Origin of the sequence: Streptomyces sp. NPDC057445 (assembly GCF_042802855.1) — a bacterium.
Lineage (GTDB): Bacteria > Actinomycetota > Actinomycetes > Streptomycetales > Streptomycetaceae > Streptomyces.
The window spans coordinates 1-16,745 of record NZ_JBHVDH010000015.1 but is presented as its reverse complement, the minus strand read 5'-3'; the positions used below and the strand labels follow the sequence as shown (position 1 = coordinate 16,745).

At 71.2% G+C, this 16,745-nt stretch carries 14 protein-coding genes and 1 tRNA gene; 10 read left to right on the top strand and 5 right to left on the bottom strand.

Annotation, left to right across the window (positions count from 1 at the left end; translation table 11 throughout):
• The first annotated feature begins 6 nt into the window (after positions 1 to 6).
• Positions 7 to 94 (top strand) — tRNA-OTHER (locus tag ACFU5O_RS26190).
• 802 nt (positions 95 to 896) lie between these two features.
• Here the strand turns inward: ACFU5O_RS26190 and ACFU5O_RS26185 are convergent.
• Positions 897 to 2,108 carry a pyridoxal phosphate-dependent aminotransferase gene (locus ACFU5O_RS26185; protein WP_384244299.1) on the bottom strand — a complete coding sequence of 404 codons (1,212 nt, stop codon included), beginning with the start codon at positions 2,106 to 2,108 and terminating at the stop codon, positions 897 to 899.
• An 84-nt stretch (positions 2,109 to 2,192) separates the two neighbouring features.
• On the opposite strand from ACFU5O_RS26185, the gene ACFU5O_RS26180 reads away from it, so the two are divergent.
• From ACFU5O_RS26180 to ACFU5O_RS26170, 3 genes are all read left to right on the top strand, one after another.
• A complete protein-coding gene (locus tag ACFU5O_RS26180; protein WP_384244297.1) occupies positions 2,193 to 2,894 on the top strand; it encodes a winged helix-turn-helix transcriptional regulator in 702 nt (233 codons plus the stop codon).
• Positions 2,895 to 2,930: 36 nt separating this feature from the next.
• Positions 2,931 to 3,428 carry a cupin domain-containing protein gene (locus ACFU5O_RS26175; RefSeq protein WP_384244296.1) on the top strand — a complete coding sequence of 166 codons (498 nt, stop codon included), beginning with the start codon at positions 2,931 to 2,933 and terminating at the stop codon, positions 3,426 to 3,428.
• Positions 3,429 to 3,626: 198 nt separating this feature from the next.
• The gene (locus ACFU5O_RS26170; RefSeq protein WP_384244295.1) at positions 3,627 to 4,271 is read left to right on the top strand and encodes a uridine kinase; all 645 of its coding nucleotides are present in this window, start codon (positions 3,627 to 3,629) and stop codon (positions 4,269 to 4,271) included.
• 292 nt (positions 4,272 to 4,563) lie between these two features.
• Here the strand turns inward: ACFU5O_RS26170 and ACFU5O_RS26165 are convergent, their stop codons facing one another.
• Both ACFU5O_RS26165 and ACFU5O_RS26160 read right to left on the bottom strand, forming a co-directional pair.
• Positions 4,564 to 5,460, bottom strand: coding sequence for a carbohydrate kinase family protein (locus ACFU5O_RS26165; protein WP_384244462.1), 897 nt, complete (start codon positions 5,458 to 5,460; stop codon positions 4,564 to 4,566).
• 131 nt (positions 5,461 to 5,591) lie between these two features.
• Entirely contained in the window at positions 5,592 to 6,500 is a 909-nt protein-coding gene (locus ACFU5O_RS26160; protein WP_384244294.1) for a pseudouridine-5'-phosphate glycosidase, read from the bottom strand.
• 117 nt (positions 6,501 to 6,617) lie between these two features.
• Here ACFU5O_RS26160 and ACFU5O_RS26155 point away from each other — a divergent pair, with 117 nt between their 5' ends.
• Complete coding sequence (locus ACFU5O_RS26155; RefSeq protein ID WP_384244292.1) at positions 6,618 to 6,995, top strand: cupin domain-containing protein; 378 nt, start codon at positions 6,618 to 6,620, stop codon at positions 6,993 to 6,995.
• Here the strand turns inward: ACFU5O_RS26155 and ACFU5O_RS26150 are convergent.
• Both ACFU5O_RS26150 and ACFU5O_RS26145 read right to left on the bottom strand, forming a co-directional pair.
• Positions 6,985 to 8,406 carry an MFS transporter gene (locus ACFU5O_RS26150; protein ID WP_384244291.1) on the bottom strand — a complete coding sequence of 474 codons (1,422 nt, stop codon included), beginning with the start codon at positions 8,404 to 8,406 and terminating at the stop codon, positions 6,985 to 6,987. The two genes, ACFU5O_RS26155 and ACFU5O_RS26150, sit on opposite strands and share 11 nt — an antisense overlap.
• 57 nt (positions 8,407 to 8,463) lie before the next feature.
• Positions 8,464 to 9,024: a methylated-DNA--[protein]-cysteine S-methyltransferase gene (locus tag ACFU5O_RS26145; protein WP_384244290.1), complete on the bottom strand. Its 561-nt coding sequence runs from the start codon at positions 9,022 to 9,024 to the stop codon at positions 8,464 to 8,466.
• 228 nt (positions 9,025 to 9,252) lie between these two features.
• Between ACFU5O_RS26145 and ACFU5O_RS26140 the strand changes: the two genes are divergently transcribed.
• From ACFU5O_RS26140 to ACFU5O_RS26120, 5 genes are all read left to right on the top strand, one after another.
• Positions 9,253 to 10,173 carry an MHYT domain-containing protein gene (locus ACFU5O_RS26140; protein ID WP_384244288.1) on the top strand — a complete coding sequence of 307 codons (921 nt, stop codon included), beginning with the start codon at positions 9,253 to 9,255 and terminating at the stop codon, positions 10,171 to 10,173.
• Between the two features lie 140 nt (positions 10,174 to 10,313).
• A complete protein-coding gene (gene uvrB, locus ACFU5O_RS26135) occupies positions 10,314 to 12,452 on the top strand; it encodes an excinuclease ABC subunit UvrB (protein WP_384244287.1) in 2,139 nt (712 codons plus the stop codon).
• A gap of 130 nt (positions 12,453 to 12,582) precedes the next feature.
• Complete coding sequence (locus ACFU5O_RS26130) at positions 12,583 to 13,161, top strand: TerD family protein (protein WP_384244286.1); 579 nt, start codon at positions 12,583 to 12,585, stop codon at positions 13,159 to 13,161.
• 163 nt (positions 13,162 to 13,324) lie between these two features.
• Positions 13,325 to 15,334, top strand: coding sequence for a TerD family protein (locus tag ACFU5O_RS26125; RefSeq protein ID WP_384244285.1), 2,010 nt, complete (start codon positions 13,325 to 13,327; stop codon positions 15,332 to 15,334).
• Between the two features lie 323 nt (positions 15,335 to 15,657).
• Complete coding sequence (locus tag ACFU5O_RS26120) at positions 15,658 to 16,668, top strand: TerC/Alx family metal homeostasis membrane protein (protein WP_384244461.1); 1,011 nt, start codon at positions 15,658 to 15,660, stop codon at positions 16,666 to 16,668.
• Positions 16,669 to 16,745: the final 77 nt, after the last annotated feature.

Here is a 16,745-nt window from a genome sequence, read left to right as displayed (position 1 = left end):
AATGCGGCCGGGGTGCGCGAGGAGCGCAAAGCTGAAGCTGAAGCTTGTCGTGAACCACGCGGTACCAGTGGAGGTTCGAGTCCTCCCCCCGGCACTTCCCGTACGGGCGACCGATACGGGACGCGGGCCGGGGTAGCCCAACACGGCAGAGGCAGACCGCGATGAATCTCAGACTCTCGCTCCAGACTCAGCATTCGCCGCTCATCGCCGGATCGACCGGGCCCGGGCCCTGGTGCGTCGAATTGCCGGTTCAAGTCCGGCCCGCGGAGCTCGATCCGCGGTGGTCCAAAGGAAGGGCGCGACGCAATGACGACTGACCCGGGTTCTCAAGCGTGCCGGCGTGTGATTGTGAGTGGCATCAACAGGGCTCGGGGGCCGGCTACGCCCCCGGGCCCGCTCCCGCTCCCGCTCTCCGGACCTGCGACTGTCCGTCGGGGGCCTCGCTGACAAGATCCACGTCATGCCGGCCTTCTCCGCGCCTGACGGAACCCGGCTCTCCTGCCGCGTACACGGAGAGGGCGATCCGGTCGTCCGCACAGCCGCCTTCGAACCTGAAGCCACTCGTGCGACGCTCGCCGCCTCTGAGTCCCCGTCCTGCTGCTCGCCGGAGAGTTCGGCCTGAACAGCCATCCTGAGCCGGCGACCGAGTTCGCCGGGCCGTTTCCCGACGCCACTCCCGTCGTGCAGCCGGGGGCAGGCCGTTACGCGCGGCTCGACGACGCCGAGCGGTTCGTGGCAACCACCGCGGCATTCCTGGGGCAACCGGTCACAGCACCACGGCCTCGACGACGAGGCCCGGACCGGATCCTGCCCGGCCCCGGCCCCGGACCCGGGCCTTGGCCCCGGCCCCGGCCCCGGCCCCGGCCCGAGCCGTGGCCCCGGACTCGGACCTGCTCCTACTGCCGGTATCCGCTCAGGAAGCGGGCGATGCGGCTGATCGCCGCGTCGAGATCGTCGGCGTACGGAAGCGTCAGGATCCGGAAGTGGTCAGGACGCGGCCAGTTGAAGCCCGTGCCCTGGACGACCTGGATCTTCTCGCGCAGCAGCAGATCCAGCACGAACTTCTCGTCGTCATGGATGGGGTGCACCTTGGGATCGAGTCGCGGGAACGCGTACAGCGCACCCTTCGGCTTCACGCACGAGACCCCCGGGATCTCGTTGAGCCGCTCCCATGCGCGGTCTCGCTGCTCGTACAGCCTCCCGCCCGGCGCGGTGAGCTCATGGATCGACTGGCGTCCGCCGAGCGCGGCCTGGACGGCGTACTGAGCGGGTGCGTTGGGGCACAGCCGCATGGAGGCCAGCATCGTGAGCCCCTCCAGATAGTCGCGTGCATGCTGCCTGGGACCCGTGACGACCAGCCAGCCGGAGCGGAAACCGGCCACGCGGTAGGTCTTCGACAGACCGCTGAAGGTGAGGACGACCAGGTCCGGGGCGAGAGCGGCCGCGCTGTGGTGGACGGCGTCGTCGTAGACGATCTGGTCGTAGATCTCGTCGGCGAACACCATCAGATGGTGCCTGCGCGCCAGATCGAGGATGCCCTCGATGATCTCGCGCGGATAGACGGCGCCGGTGGGGTTGTTGGGGTTGATGATCACGACGGCCCTGGTGCGGTCGGTGATCTTCGATGCCATGTCCTCGAGGTCCGGGTACCAGTCGGCGGACTCGTCGCACAGATAGTGCACGGGCTTCCCGCCGGAAAGGGTGGTGACGGCGGTCCAGAGCGGGAAGTCGGGGGCCGGGATGAGGACTTCGTCGCCGTCCTCCAGCAGGGCCTGCACCGCCATGGAGACGAGCTCGGACACGCCGTTGCCGAGAAAGACGTCGTCGACGCCGACCCCGGTGAGCCCGAGCGACTGGTAGCGCTGGGCAACGGCACGCCGCGCGGAGAGTATGCCTCGGGAATCGGTGTATCCGTGGGCCTGCGGGAGCATCCGGATCATGTCCTGCACGATCTCCTCCGGCGCCTCGAAGCCGAAGAGCGCCGGGTTGCCGGTGTTGAGGCGAAGCACGCTGTGGCCTGCTTCCTCCAGTGCGTCGGCGTGCTCGATCACCGGGCCGCGGATCTCGTAGCAGACCTCGCTGAGCTTGCTCGACTGCCGGAACTCCATGCGACGGCCTCCCCAGAAGTGGTGTTGCTTGGTTTTACCAAGTAACACCTTGGAAAGTCCAACAACATGTCTAGACTGCGTCGTATGCCGTCACGTCCGTCACCTCCGCCGCGCGTTCCGCGCCGCCGAAGCTACGACCAGTACTGCGCCGCGGCCCGCGCCCTCGATGCGGTCGGCGACCGCTGGACCCTGCTGGTCGTCAGGGAGTTGATGGCGGGCCCGCGCCGCTACACCGACCTGCATGCCGATCTGCCCGGTGTGAGCACGGACGTCCTTGCCTCCCGCCTCAAGGACATGGAGCGAGACGGACTGGCCGAGAGGCGCCGGCTCCCGGCGCCTGTCTCCGCCTTCGTCTACGAACTCACCGCCCGGGGAAGGGCGTTGCTGCCGGTGCTCATGGCCCTTGCCGAATGGGGCGCACCGGAGCTGGCCGAGCGCCGGGCCACGGACGCGGTCCGGGCGCACTGGTTCGCGATCCCGTTGCTGCGGAGCCTGGAACGACAGGGGCTCGACGGAATCGTCCAAGTCCGCCTGGACGAAGGTGAGTTCCACGTACGAGTCGGCGGTGACGGGTCCGGGCCGGTGTACGGGGACGGGGCCGCGGCGGCCGTCGGGGGACCGGTCGCGCTGCTGGAGCTCGACGCGGAGACCTGCCTCGCGGTCAGTCGCGGCAGCCTCACTCTCGAGGAAGGCGTGCGGGAGGGCCGCATCCGCGTCGCGGGCGACGGACCTGTGGCAACTGCCCTGTGTCATGTGGCGCCTTCGGCTAGCGTGGGCTCGCTTTGACGACGTGTAGGTGACGTGCGTGCGGAGGGGGTCCTCATGGGAGCGACACGGAGCGGCGTGCGGCGGGGGTGGACCGGCAGGACGGCGAGTCCGGCAGGATGCCTGACGGCACTCGGCGCGGTGCCCTCGGCAGCGAACGCCGCACGCGGCAGCGGAGTCACCGGAACCGTGCTCGCGCAGGGCAGCTCCGACAAGCCCCTGCGCATCAAGCCCCCCAAGGGGAGCACCGATGTGATCGTCCGGACGATCACCGTCGCCCCCGGCGGCTCCACCGGCTGGCACCACCACCCGGGTCAGCTCATAGCCGTCGTCAAGTCCGGGACCCTGACGCGGACTCTGGCCGACTGCTCGGTCGAGACCACACCCGCGGGCACGACCTTCATCGAGCCCGCAGGACACGAGCACCGCCACATCGGGCGGAATCTGGGGAGCGAGCCCGTCGTGCTCTATGTGACCTATCTGCTCCCGGCCGGCGCACCCTTGTCGGTCGACGAGGACGCGCCGGCCGGCTGCGGAAACGTGACGGCCGAGTAGGACCCCGTTCCGGCGTTCTCGCAGGACCGGGACCGGCGACGTCCCCCCCCGGAGCCTTGATCCCGGAGCCTTGACCCCGAGGTCTTGCCGAGCGTCCGGACGCGGTCACTCCGCCGCCGGGCCGGCGACCGCGGCGGGCGGTGTCGTGGACCGCCGGCCATGTCCTGCCGTACGGCCGGGGGAAGACATGATGGACCGGTGCGACTCGAACCGATCACCTGGGAGCGGCTGACCGGAGCTGTCGCCGACCGTGCCATGGAGGCCGAGGCCGGCGACGGCAGCCCCTGGCTGCGTATCGCCGTCGACGGCGCACCCGCCGCCGGAACCGGCGCCGCGGCCGGTGCGCTCGCCGAGGCGCTGCGGCTGCGGGGGCGCTCGGTGCTGGTGGTCGGCACGGACGGCTTTCTGCGGCCCGCGTCCCTGAGGTTCGAGTACGGGCGCGAGGATCCCGATACGTACTACGACGGCTGGTTCGACACGGGAGCCCTCTGGCGCGAGGTGTTCGGGCCGCTGGAGCCCGGCGGGTCGGGGCGGGTGCTGCCCGACCTGTGGGACCCCGTCACCGACCGCGCGACCCGCAGCGCGCCCCACGAACTCCCGCCGGGCGGTGTACTGGTGCTGCACGGGCCGCTGCTGCTGGGGCACTGGTTCCCCTTCGACCTGACCGTGCATCTGCGGCTCTCGCCCGGCGCGCTGCGCCGCCGCACCGACGACGCACAGTGGTGGACGCTGCCCGCCTTCGAGCGCTACGAGCGCGAGGTCGCCCCGGACGCGGCCGCTGACGTCGTCGTCCGCACCGACGACCCGCGTCATCCGGCCTGGAACGCCCCTTGGCGGCCGTAGGGCCCTGCCTCCGGGTCATGCCGGGCCCGCGCCCCGGCACGCACATCCCGCGCGCGTCGCCGGTTCACCGGCTCCCGTTGTCCTCCGGGTACGGGTGGTGCCTCCAGAACGTCGGCTTCTCCCTCCCCTCCGGCGGGCAGGGGCACGCCCACCTGCCTTCTTCCGAGCGTGCCTGACCCCTCTCCCTCGTCCGCGGCCCGAGCGTGCCTGACCCCCGCTCCCTCGTCCGCGGCCCGATCTGCCCGACCCCGCTCCCTCGTCCGCGGCCCGATCCCGGCCCGTGCCGTCCCGGTCAGGGGCAGGCACCCTCGGGTCCCGGCGGGCGACCGCCGTGCAGGGTGACCGCGAGCGCACCCGCGCGGCAGGCCCGGCGGGCGGCGGACCCCGGGTCCGCGCCCGCCAGGAGCGCGCCGAGGAACGCGCCGGTGAAGGCGTCGCCCGCGCCGGTCGAGTCGACCGCCCTCGCCGGAACCGGTGGTACCCGGTCCGTCACCGTTCCCGACTCCGCGACCAGTGCCCCGTCGGCGCCGAGTGTGACGACGGCGAGAGGCACCTGACGGCTCAGCTTGGCGGCGGCGTCGGTGACGTCCGGGATGCCGGTGAGGAGCCGTGCCTCTGCGGCGTTGGGCAGGAGCATGTCGCAGCCCGCCACGGAGGCGAGGAAGCGGTCCACGCCGAGGGCGGCGATGAAGCCCGCCGATGCCGGGTCCACGCTGACCGGGATGCCCCGTCGGCGCGCGTCCGCGAGCGCGAGGACGGCCAGTTCCCGGCTGGGGGCCGAGAAGAAGAGATAGCCGGACAGATGCAGGCGGCCGACTCCGTCGAGCAGGGCGGGCGACCAGTCGGCGGGACCGATCCGCAGCGCGGCCCCGCTGTCGGTGAGGAAGGTGCGCTCGGCATGCGCGTCGACGAGCGCGACGACCGTGGCCGTCTCCGCCTCGTCGTCGGCCACCAGCAGCGGGCGCACCCCCGCCCGGCGCAGGCGGGCCTCGTGCCAGGCCGCGCTCCCGCTGCCGACCCGGCCGAGCAGCCGTACGTCCGGACAGCCCGAATGCGCGGCCCAGCACGCCGCGTTGGCGCCGGCGCCGCCGGGCAGCATCCGTATCTCGGCAGCCGTGTCCGTGCCGTGGGCGAGGCCGGAACCGTGGCGGGCCACGACGTCGGTGGCCACGTCCCCGACGACCAGCAGGGCAGCTCCCGGGGCCGGCCCCTGCCCGGTGCCGCCGCGGTCCGAGCCCTTCGCGGCAGGGTCGTGACCGCAATCCCGTACGGCGTCGCCGCGATCCGAACCCTTGCCGGTGCTGCCGCGGTCCGCACCCTTCACAGCGCCCCCGCGATCCGCGCAGCCAGCCGTACATTGCCGCGCACGGCCGCCAGGTTCGCCTCCAGCGAGGCGCCCTTCGTACGCCGCGTCAGATGGTCGAGAAGGAACGGGGTGACCGCCTGGCCCGTGATGCCCCGCTCCTGGCACTCGTCCAGCGCCTCCGCCAGCACCTGGTCGTGCAGCCGCGGGTCGAGCTGCTCGCCCTCCGGGACCGGCTGGGCGACGATCAGCGCCGTGTCCGGGCCGCCGAGTGCGTCCTGGGCGCGCATCACGTCCGCCACCTCCTCCGGAGTGCGGACCGTCCAGTCGACCGGCTCCCCGGAGGACGCCAGATAGAAGCCAGGGAACCGGTCCGTGCCGTATCCGAGGACGCCGACGCCCAGGGTCTCCAGCCGCTGGAGGGTCGCCGGAACATCGAGGATCGACTTCACTCCGGCGCAGACGACGGTGATCCGGGTCCGTGCGAGCAGCCGCAGATCGGCGGACTCGTCCTGGGAGGCGGTCCACTCCCTGTGCACCCCGCCCAGCCCGCCGGTCGCGAACACCCGGATCCCGGCACGGGCGGCGAGGAACGCGGTGGCGGACACGGTCGTCGCCCCGCTCGCGCCGCTCGCGAGGGCGGGCGCGAGATCGCGGTGGCCGAGCTTGCGCACCTCGGGGTCCGTGGCGATCCGCTCCAACTGTCCCTTGTCCAGGCCCGCATGGGCCTGTCCGTCCAGCACGGCGATCGTCGCGGGTACCGCGCCTTCGCTTCTGACCAGCGACTCCAGCTCCTCCGCGACGGCAAGGTTGCGTGGGCGCGGCAGGCCGTGGGCGATGATCGTGGACTCCAGGGCGACGACGGGCCGGCGCGCGTCGAGCGCCTCCCGTACCTCTTCCGACAACAGCAGTGTGGTCTCGGGCATGTCCCATCCCTGGCACGGCGACGCCCTGCGCAAACGTTTCCGCAGTGACGAGGGCCGGATCACGCCGGGCCGTCCTGATCGCGACATGCCCGGCGGCCCCCGCTAAGGTGACCCGCCATGACGACCTTTGATCACACCGCCGCGGCCCCCGGTTCTCCTTCGTTTGTCGTGCACATTCCGGACGTCGAGCTGGAGGCTGAGCCGCTGGACCCCGGCCAGATCGTTTCCGGGGAGCCGGTCGTGACCGGCAAGGTGCTGTGGGAGTCCGAGGACGGCAAGCAGCTGCGGGGCATCTGGCAGATCACGCCCGGCGTGGTCACCGACACCGAGGCCGACGAACTGTTCGTCGTCGTGAGCGGGCGCGCCACCATCGAGGTGGAGGGCGGCGACACCCTTGACGTCGGGCCGGGCGACGCATGCGTGCTGCGTGAGGGCGACCGTACGACCTGGACCGTTCACGAGACGCTGCGCAAGGCCTACCACATCAGTCTGTGAGGCGCTTCTCCCCGGCCGCCGGTCCTGCCCAGGGCCGGGTGGCTGCGGAGGCCGGCGGAACCGCGGCGTCCGCCAGGGCAGGCAGGTCCGCGAGGGGCGGCGCGTCCGCCGGCCCCGGGGAGTCCCCGGTACCCGGACGGGACCGGACCGTGCGGTGGACGGCCAGGGCGGCCAGGGGAAGGAGCAGGCACGCACCGACCGCGTTGAGGACGCCGTAGCTCGTGTTCGCCACGACGAGGCCTGCCGCCACGCCGCCGATGCCGGCCGAGGCATTCGAGGTGAGGTCCGACAGGCCCTGGACCGCGGCGCGGGCCGGTCCGGGCACCGAGTCGGTGAGAAGCGCGGATCCTGACACGAGCCCCGCGGACCAGCCGAGGCCGAGCAGGAACAGGCCTGCCGCGGTACGGCCGTGGCTCGCCCCCGCCGTACCCGCCAGCAGCACCGCACACGAGAGCAGGCCCACGGCCAGGCCGATCACCGTCAGCCGCCCGAGCCGGTCGGACAGCCAGCCCATCACGGGCGAGAACGCGTACATGCCCGCGATGTGGCCGCTGATGACGAGGCCGATCAACTGGATCCCCGCGCCGTGGTGGCTCAGGGCGACCGGGGTCATCGACATGATCGACACCATCGCGGTGTGCGAGACGGCGATGGTGACGAGCGCGAGCCGGGCAGCCGGGGATTCCCGCACCGCTCGCACACCTGCGCGCAGTGAACGCCCTTCCGGAGTGCGCTCCTCCGCCGGGGCCAGCGATCGTGCCGTCAGCAGGGGGTCGGGCCGCAGCAGCACCCAGACGACGAGCGCCGATATCAGGAACACACCGGCCGACCAGAGGAACGGACCGGCCGCCTCCGGAAGTCCGAGCCCGGCCGCGCTCCGTCCCGCCGGCGCCGCGATGTTCGGCCCGAGCACCGCCCCGATGGTGGTGGCCCACACCACGGTGGAGATGGCCCGTGCCCGCCGCTCCGGCTCGGCCAGGTCCGCGGCCGCGAACCGTGCCTGCAGATTCGCCGAAGAGGCGGCGCCGAACCCGGCCATCCCCAGCAGAAGCAGCGGGAAGTTCCCGATCACCGCGGCCAGGACCACCACGCCCGCACCGGCCGCCCCGATCAGATAGGCCAGGACGAGGCCGGGACGTCGCCCGCGCGCGGTCATGAGTGCCGCCAGTGGCACGGACAGCAGCGCCGTTCCGGCGACGGTGGCGGTCGGGGCGAGTCCGGACAGCGCCTCGCTCCCGCTCACCTCCTGCGCGAGGACCGCGGCAAGGGCGACGCCGGTCGCGACGCCGAGCCCGCCGAGGATCTGGCCGGCGATCAAGACGGCTGTGATCCGCCGACGCAGGGCCGGAAGCCCGAGGGAGAGGCTTTCGGCCTCGCCGGCTGTTGGGAGGTCACGAGATGTACTGGCCACCGGCGAAGTGTGCCAGTCGCGTACGACCGTTCGGAACTGTCTTTCCGGCCCCTCCTCTCAGAACAGCGGCTGCGGCAGTACCCCCTCCAGCGCCAGCAGCTTCCGCTTCGTCTCCAGCCCGCCCCCGAAGCCGCCGAGGCCGCCGTCGCTCTCCACCACCCGATGGCAGGGCACCACCACGGGCAGCGGGTTGGACCCCATGGCCGCACCCACCGCCTGGGCGCCGTCGGGCCGGCCCACGCGCGCGGCCAGTTCTCCGTATCCGACGACCGAGCCGTACGGAACCCCCGACGCCAGCTCGCGCAGCACCTGACGGATGAAGCCGGAGGCCAGCGACCAGTCCAGCCGGAGGTCGAAGTCCCGGCGCGTGCCCGCGAAGTACTCCGTGAGCTGCCGTATCGGCTCGGCGAGCAGTACCGGGTCCGGTGCGCCGCGCGAGGTGTCCACCGACGGCGCCCCGTCCGCCCGACCGTCGAGCCGCGCGGCCAGCCGGACGAGTGCCTTCTCCCGCACCGGCGCTTCGGCGTGGAAGACGACGCTCACCAGTCCTTCCTCCGTGGCGGCGAGCAACAGCGGCCCGATGTCCGAGCCCATGACCGCCCACTCGAAGCTGTTCATGCGCACCACCGTACGACCGCCCACCGACAATGACCCTGACCTGGGAAAACGCAGGAGACTTCGTCGCGGAGCAGGCTCTTGGGAGGTGCCACCTCCTCCTTAATCCGGGCCCGATCGGTCTGCGGATGTTTGCTTGCCGCCCAGCTCGCCCTACCCTCGCCCGGTACGGGCTTCCTCCGCGGGGCCCACGGGGGCACGAGCGGCGCGAGGGGCGAAGGGCACAGAAATATGCACGGCACGGTCGACGGTTTCGGTTATGGCGTCGTCACACCTGTGGTCGCCTATCTCATGGCCTGCCTCGGCGGCGCCCTGGGGCTGCGCTGCACCAGCAGATCGGTACGCGCCGGCGGGGCCGTCAGGCCCGGCTGGCTGGCGCTCGGCGCGGCCTCCATCGGCTCCGGGATCTGGACCATGCACTTCGTCGCGATGATGGGCTTCACCGTCGCGGAGGTCCCGCTCGGCTACGACCTGCCGACGACCTTCGCGAGCCTGGGCGTGGCCGTGGTCATGACCGGTATCGGGATCTTCATCGTGGGGTACCGCGGCGCGACGGCGATGGCACTGGTCACCGGCGGCACCATCACCGGCCTCGGCATCGCCTCCATGCACTATCTGGGGATGGCGGGATTGCGCCTTCAGGGGCGCGTGGAATACGACACCCTCACCGTCGCCCTCTCCGTGGTGGTCGCCGTCGTCGTGGCCACCTCCGCCCTCTGGGCTGCCGTGTCCGTTCACGGATTTCTGCCGAGCGTCGGCGCCGGCCTGGTGATGGGCGTCGCCGTGAGCGGAATGCACTACACCGGTATGGCGGCGGTGAGTGTGCATCTGCACGGCACGGCCGGTCCGGCCACCGTCGGCGACTCGCCGGCCGCGGCCATCGCCCCGCTGCTGGTCGGCCCCGCCGTCTTCCTGGTCCTGGCGGGCGTGGTCGTCATGTTCGACCCGCTGCTCGTCAAGGGAGCACCGGACCACGGGCAGCCCGCGGCCTCGGTGCGGAAGGTGACAAGGCGCGGGCCGCGGGGCGAGAGCGTGTCCGCACTGCGGCAGCTGCCCTCGTACGGGGAGCCCGCGAACCGGTCGGCGCCCTCCCGGCCCGCCCGTCGCGCCTCCCTTCGCACCCGCACCCGCACGCGTACCAGGAACGGCTGATCGCTCCCGCGACCGCCGACCGCCACGGACGACCGCCGAGGCGGGCCGCAGCCCGGTCGCCGCCCGCGGCGCGCCCGCCGATCCCGGGCCGGTGTCCGGGCCGAGCCCGGTTGTCAGTGGTGGGTCGTACCGTTGGTGGCATGCGGCCCGTTTCCCATATCGAACGCACGATGGCGCCCTTCGAGGTCGTCAGTCCCTACCAGCCCAGCGGCGACCAGCCCACAGCCATCGTCGAGCTCGAAAAGCGCATCCGCGCAGGTGAGAAGGATGTCGTCCTGCTCGGTGCGACCGGCACGGGCAAGTCGGCGACCACGGCCTGGATGATCGAGAAGCTCCAGCGCCCCACGCTGGTGATGGCGCCGAACAAGACACTGGCCGCCCAGCTGGCCAACGAGTTCCGCGAGCTCCTGCCGAACAACGCGGTCGAGTACTTCGTCTCGTACTACGACTACTACCAGCCGGAGGCGTACGTCCCGCAGTCGGACACCTACATCGAGAAGGACTCCTCGATCAACGAGGAGGTCGAGCGGCTGCGCCACTCCGCGACCAACTCGCTGCTGACCCGCCGGGACGTCGTCGTCGTCGCATCCGTCTCGTGCATCTACGGCCTGGGCACCCCGCAGGAGTACGTGGACCGTATGGTGCCGCTGAAGGTCGGCGGGGAGATCGACCGCGACCAGCTGCTGCGCCGCTTCGTCGACATCCAGTACACGCGCAACGACCTCGCGTTCACCCGCGGCACCTTCCGGGTCCGGGGCGACACCATCGAGATCTTCCCGGTCTACGAGGAGCTGGCCGTCCGCATCGAGATGTTCGGCGACGAGATCGAGGCCCTCTCCACCCTCCATCCGATCACCGGCGAGGTGATCAGTGACGACCAGGAGCTCTACGTCTTCCCCGCGAGCCACTACGTGGCCGGCCCCGAGCGCATGGAGAAGGCGGTCAACGGAATCGAGCGGGAGCTCGAGGTGCGCCTCGCCGAACTGGAGAAGCAGGGCAAGCTGCTGGAGTCGCAGCGGCTGCGCATGCGCACGTCCTACGACATCGAGATGCTGCGCCAGATCGGCTCCTGCTCCGGCGTCGAGAACTATTCGATGCACTTCGACGACCGCGCCCCCGGCACGCCCCCCAACACCCTGCTCGACTACTTCCCCGAGGACTTCCTCCTCGTCATCGACGAGTCGCATGTGACGGTCCCGCAGATCGGCGCGATGTACGAGGGCGACGCCTCCCGCAAGCGCACCCTCGTCGACCACGGGTTCCGGCTGCCGTCGGCGCTCGACAACAGGCCGCTGAAGTGGGAGGAGTTCCAGAAGCGGATCGGCCAGACGGTCTATCTCTCCGCCACCCCCGGCACCTACGAACTCTCCCGCTCCGACGGCTTCGTCGAGCAGATCATCCGCCCCACCGGCCTCGTCGACCCGGAGGTCGTCGTCAAGCCCACCGAGGGCCAGATCGACGACCTGGTGCACGAGATCCGTGAGCGCACCGAGAAGGACGAGCGCGTCCTGGTCACCACCCTCACCAAGAAGATGGCCGAGGACCTCACCGACTACTTTCTTGAGCTGGGCATCCAGGTCCGCTATCTGCACAGCGACGTCGACACGCTCCGCCGGATCGAGCTGCTGCGTGAACTGCGTGCCGGTGAGTACGACGTCCTGGTCGGCATCAACCTGCTCCGTGAGGGCCTCGACCTCCCCGAAGTGTCGCTGGTGGCGATCCTCGACGCCGACAAGCAGGGCTTCCTGCGCTCCGGCACCTCCCTCATCCAGACCATCGGCCGCGCGGCGCGCAACGTCTCCGGCCAGGTCCATATGTACGCCGACAAGATCACCCCGGCGATGGAGAAGGCGATCGACGAGACCAACCGCCGCCGCGAGAAGCAGATCGCGTACAACAAGGCGAACGGCATCGACCCCCAGCCGCTGCGCAAGAAGATCAACGACATCGTGGCCACCATCGCCCGCGAGGAGGTCGACACCGAGCAGCTGCTCGGTACCGGCTACCGCCAGGGGAAGGACGGCAAGGGTGCCAAGGCGCCCGTGCCCTCGCTGACCGCGCACGGGATCAAGGGCGGCAAGGCGTCCGGCGCTGCCGCGAAGGGCGCGGTCACCGGCGACCGCCCCGCCGAGGAACTGGCGGGGATCATCGAGGAGATGACCGACCGGATGCGGGCGGCGGCGGCGGAGCTCCAGTTCGAGGTCGCGGCGCGACTGCGCGACGAGGTCGGCGAGCTGAAGAAGGAGCTCCGGCAGATGAAGGAGGCCGGGCTGGCCTGATGCGTCGGCAGGTGTGTTTCAAGACCGACACAAAAGCAGCCCAAGTGGCGGCGCGGTGGGCGTGACTGCGTAGGGTACGGGGCAACCGCACACACGGACGGTTGCGGGGGACTGTGAGAGGGGACAGCGCGTGAGCGTCAACTTGTCCAAGGGGCAGGGCATCAGCCTGCAGAAGTCCGACGGGGGCACCCTGAGCGCGGTGCGGATGGGCCTTGGCTGGCAGGCGGCGCCCCGGCGCGGGCTGTTCGGCTCGCGCACCCGGGAGATCGACCTGGACGCCTCGGCGGTGCTCTTCGCCGACAAGCAGCCGGTTGACGTCGTCTTCTTCCGGCACCTTGTGAGCGACGACGGCTCCGTCCGGCACACCGGCGACAATCTGGTCGGCGGCGCCGGCCAGGGCGGCGACGACGAGGCGATCCTCGTCGACCTCCAGCGTGTGCCCGTCCACATCGACCAGATCGTCTTCACGGTGAACTCGTTCACCGGCCAGACGTTCCAGGAAGTCCAGAACGCGTTCTGCCGCATCGTCGACGAGAGCAACGGCCAGGAGATGGCGCGCTACACGCTGGACGGCGGCGGTCAGTACACCGCCCAGATCATGGCGAAGGTGCACCGCGTCGGGTCCGGCTGGCAGATGACCGCCCTGGGCAACCCGGCCAACGGCCGCACCTTCCAGGACCTCATGCCGGCGATCCTGCCGCACCTGTAGGCAGCCGCACCTGCGGCCACCTGACAGACCCTGCCGCAACTGCGGGCGTGACAGGCACGGCCCGCCGCCGTGACCGCCGAACCGTGCAGCTCCCGGAGGGCTCCAGGCCACCGGGAGCTGCACCGCCGACCACCGCTCATCATTCTTCGAGGGGACAGAGCCGATGACGGCCGAGCTGGTCCGCGGGCAGAACCATCCGCTGCCCCACACCCGACTGGAGATCCGGGTGTCGGCCGGCAAGCCCGTCGTCGCGGGCGCCGCCCTCGCCGACGAGAACGGCCGGGTGCCCGGCATCGAATGGGTCGCCCATCCCGCGCAGCCGGCGCTTCCCGGTGTGGAGGTCTCCCGCCAGGCCACCGCCGACCACCGGCTGGGCGTCGACCTGAGCGCCGTGCCCCCCGCCGCGCACCGGGTGACCGTGCTGCTCGCGCTGCCCCCGGGCCCCGCGGTCCCGACGCGCTTCGGCGCCGTCGCGGCCCCGTTCGTCGCGGTCGTGGACCCCCAGGGCACGGAGATCGCCAGCTACACCATCACGGGCCTGGACACCGAGTCCGCGGTCGTCGCCATGGAGCTCTACCGCCGGCAGGGCGCCTGGAAGGTCCGTGCCATCGGCCAGGGCTACGCCGGCGGCCTCGTCGACCTCCTCGCCGACCAGGGCCTGGACGACCCCGGCCTGCTGGCCACCACCATCCACGAGACCGTCGCACCCGGCCTCGCGCGTACCGTCGGGACGCCCCCGCCGCGTACCAGCGAGGTGCGCCATGGCGCACCGGCGGCCGCGACCGGTACCGCGGCGGGTGACACCACCCCCGGGACGGCTGCCGGAGCGCCCACTCCGCCGCAGGGGGTCCATGGCACTCCCGTCGGGGGCCCCGTCCCGGCGGACACCCCCGCCGACGGCATCCCAGGGCCCCAGAGCGAGACCCACGCTCAGGACCGGACCCACGAAGGCCCGGTCAACTACACGCATCCGCGCAGGCAGTCCACCGCGCCTCCGCCGCCGCCACCGGCCGCACCGCCGGCCGCGCCGGGCCGGCCGCCGACGCCGGTCGCAGGAGACGCCACCGGCTGGTCCATGGAGGAGCGGCTGTACAACCAGGTCTGGGGAATGTTCGAGGACCTGGCCCGCACCGCCGCCGCCTACCGCAGCGCCGTCGATTTCGCCGAGTCCAGGCTCGACCAGGAGCTCGACCGCGCCCTTTCCGACCCGCGCAGCCGAATCGCCGGATCGGGTGACACCGCCCGCGAGGCCGCCCGCGCCAAGCACGACCGGCTGACCGAACAGGCCCGCGAGGTCCTCGACCGCGACCTGGCCCAGCTCGCCGCCGAGTCCGATGTCGTGGAGCCCGCCCTGCCGCCCGCCTTCGCCCGCTGGGACAACCCCGTCTGGCACGCCTATCGCGTCCCGATGGAGATCCCGATGGCCCTGCGCCTCGGAGATCTGCACCTCCCCGAGAGCCCCGACCTGCGCATCCCCATGCTGATCCGCCTGCCGCTGGAGCGCGGTCTCTGGGTCGACAGCGGGCGCGGCACGTCCGATGCGGCGTCGACGATGGACGAGGGGCAGGTACGCGGGCTCGCCATGGACACCGCGGTCGCGCATGCCGCACGGCTGCTCGCCGTCTATCCGGCCGGTGAGTTCTCCGTCCATGTCATCGACCCGGCAGGGTCCGCGGCGGCCGCACTGGCCCCGCTGGTGCACTCCGGCGTGCTGGACGAGCCGCCCGCCGCAGGTGCCCAGGGCGTCTCCGCGGTCCTCGGGAAGCTCACGCAGCGCGTCGATCTCGTGCAGATGGCGGTGCGGGGCGGCGCCGCCGACGCCCTGCCGCCGGATCTGGACACCGCCGAGCAGTTGCTGATCGTCAACGACTTCCCGCACGGTTTCGACGACCGGGCCGTGACTCAGCTGCGCTATCTCGCCGACGAGGGACCGGCGGTCGGCGTCCATCTGCTGATGGTCGCGGACCGCGAGGACGCCGGCGCGTACGGCCCGGTCCTCGATCCTCTCTGGCGTTCCCTGCTGAGGGTCACACCGGTCCCGGACGACCACCTCGCCGATCCCTGGGTGCAGCATTCCTGGACGTACGAGCCGCCGCGTGTCCCTCCGGGCAGCCAGGTGCTCCAGCAGGTGCTGACCCAGGTGGCCGAGGCGCGCCGCAACTGGCGGCGGTGACGCCGGGGCGACTCCCGGCCGGTACGCGCCAGGACGGAGAAGGATCGAGAAGGACCGACCACGGCTGCGCCGACCTGCGTACTTGACGTTCTCATTACCCTCCCCTTTACCTTCCTTTGGTCTTTCGTGTAATGTTCTTTACGCGGAGGGGAGTACTCCCACGTCGCGGCGTGCCCGTCAGTACGGACGGTCAGACATGGCCCGGTCCCGGGGCGCCGGCCCGTTGCTCGCTATACGCAGCTCGGGTGGAAGAGACCTCCGGCAGCGACGACGCTGATCAGTAGCCGTACGACGCCGGAGGCGCAGTGGACGTTTCATTGACCATGTGGGTGCTGACCATTCTCGGTCTGAGCGCTCTGATCGCGGTCGACTTCCTCATCGGGCGCAAGCCTCATGATGTGTCGATCAAGGAAGCGGGGATCTGGACGGTCGTCTGGATCGTCCTCGCCGGCCTCTTCGGCCTGGGCCTGCTGGTGTTCGGTGAGAGCCAGGCATCGGGCGAGTTCTTCGCAGGCTTCATCACCGAGAAGTCGCTCAGTGTCGACAACCTCTTCGTCTTCGTCCTGATCATGGCGAAGTTCGCGGTGCCGTCCCATCTGCAGCAGCGCGTCCTGCTCGTCGGTGTGCTGATCGCGCTGGTCCTGCGGGCCATCTTCATCGCGGCGGGCGCGGCGATCATCGCCAGCTTCTCCTGGGTCTTCTACATCTTCGGCGCGTTCCTGATCTACACCGCCTGGAAGCTCATCCAGGAGGCGCGCTCCGACGAGGAGGAGGACGACTTCGAGGAGAACCGCCTCCTCAAGTCGGTCGAGAGGAAGTTCGGCGTCGCCGACCGGTACTACGACACCAAGCTCTTCGTCCGTGTCAACGGCAAGCGTGTGCTGACTCCGCTGATGGTCGTCATGCTCGCCATCGGCACCACCGATGTGCTCTTCGCGCTGGACTCCATCCCCGCGATCTTCGGCCTCACCCAGGACCCGTACATCGTCTTCACGGCCAACGCCTTCGCCCTGATGGGGCTGCGCCAGCTCTACTTCCTGATCGGCGGACTCCTGAAGAAGCTGGTCCACCTGAGCTACGGCCTGTCGGTGATCCTCGGCTTCATCGGCGTGAAGCTGGTGCTGCACGCACTGCACGAGTCCGGGGTGAACGTCCCCGAGATCTCCATCCCGTTCTCGCTGGCGGTCATCTGCGGCGTGCTGATCATCACCACGATCACCAGCCTCATCGCGTCCAGGAAGAAGGAGCGGCGCGAGGCGGCGGAGGCCGCCGGTGAGGCCACGGTCGAGGGCGAGCCGGGCGACACGGCGCAGAAGGACAGCATCGACGCCTGAGGACGTCCGAAGCTCCTGAGGCCCCTCTGTCGGGGGCGCATACGGGCGCCGGCCCGGGCTGCTCAGCAGCCCGGGCC

Excerpts from the sequence above, each read along its gene's own strand:
- ACFU5O_RS26185 (WP_384244299.1), bottom strand. The coding sequence starts at position 2,108 with ATGGAGTTCCGGCAGTCGAGCAAGCTCAGCGAGGTCTGCTACGAGATC.
- ACFU5O_RS26180 (WP_384244297.1), top strand. The coding sequence starts at position 2,193 with ATGCCGTCACGTCCGTCACCTCCGCCGCGCGTTCCGCGCCGCCGAAGC.
- ACFU5O_RS26175 (WP_384244296.1), top strand. The coding sequence starts at position 2,931 with ATGGGAGCGACACGGAGCGGCGTGCGGCGGGGGTGGACCGGCAGGACG.
- ACFU5O_RS26160 (WP_384244294.1), bottom strand. The coding sequence starts at position 6,500 with ATGCCCGAGACCACACTGCTGTTGTCGGAAGAGGTACGGGAGGCGCTC.
- ACFU5O_RS26155 (WP_384244292.1), top strand. The coding sequence starts at position 6,618 with ATGACGACCTTTGATCACACCGCCGCGGCCCCCGGTTCTCCTTCGTTT.
- ACFU5O_RS26145 (WP_384244290.1), bottom strand. The coding sequence starts at position 9,024 with ATGAACAGCTTCGAGTGGGCGGTCATGGGCTCGGACATCGGGCCGCTG.
- ACFU5O_RS26140 (WP_384244288.1), top strand. The coding sequence starts at position 9,253 with ATGCACGGCACGGTCGACGGTTTCGGTTATGGCGTCGTCACACCTGTG.
- uvrB (WP_384244287.1), top strand. The coding sequence starts at position 10,314 with ATGCGGCCCGTTTCCCATATCGAACGCACGATGGCGCCCTTCGAGGTC.
- ACFU5O_RS26125 (WP_384244285.1), top strand. The coding sequence starts at position 13,325 with ATGACGGCCGAGCTGGTCCGCGGGCAGAACCATCCGCTGCCCCACACC.
- ACFU5O_RS26120 (WP_384244461.1), top strand. The coding sequence starts at position 15,658 with ATGTGGGTGCTGACCATTCTCGGTCTGAGCGCTCTGATCGCGGTCGAC.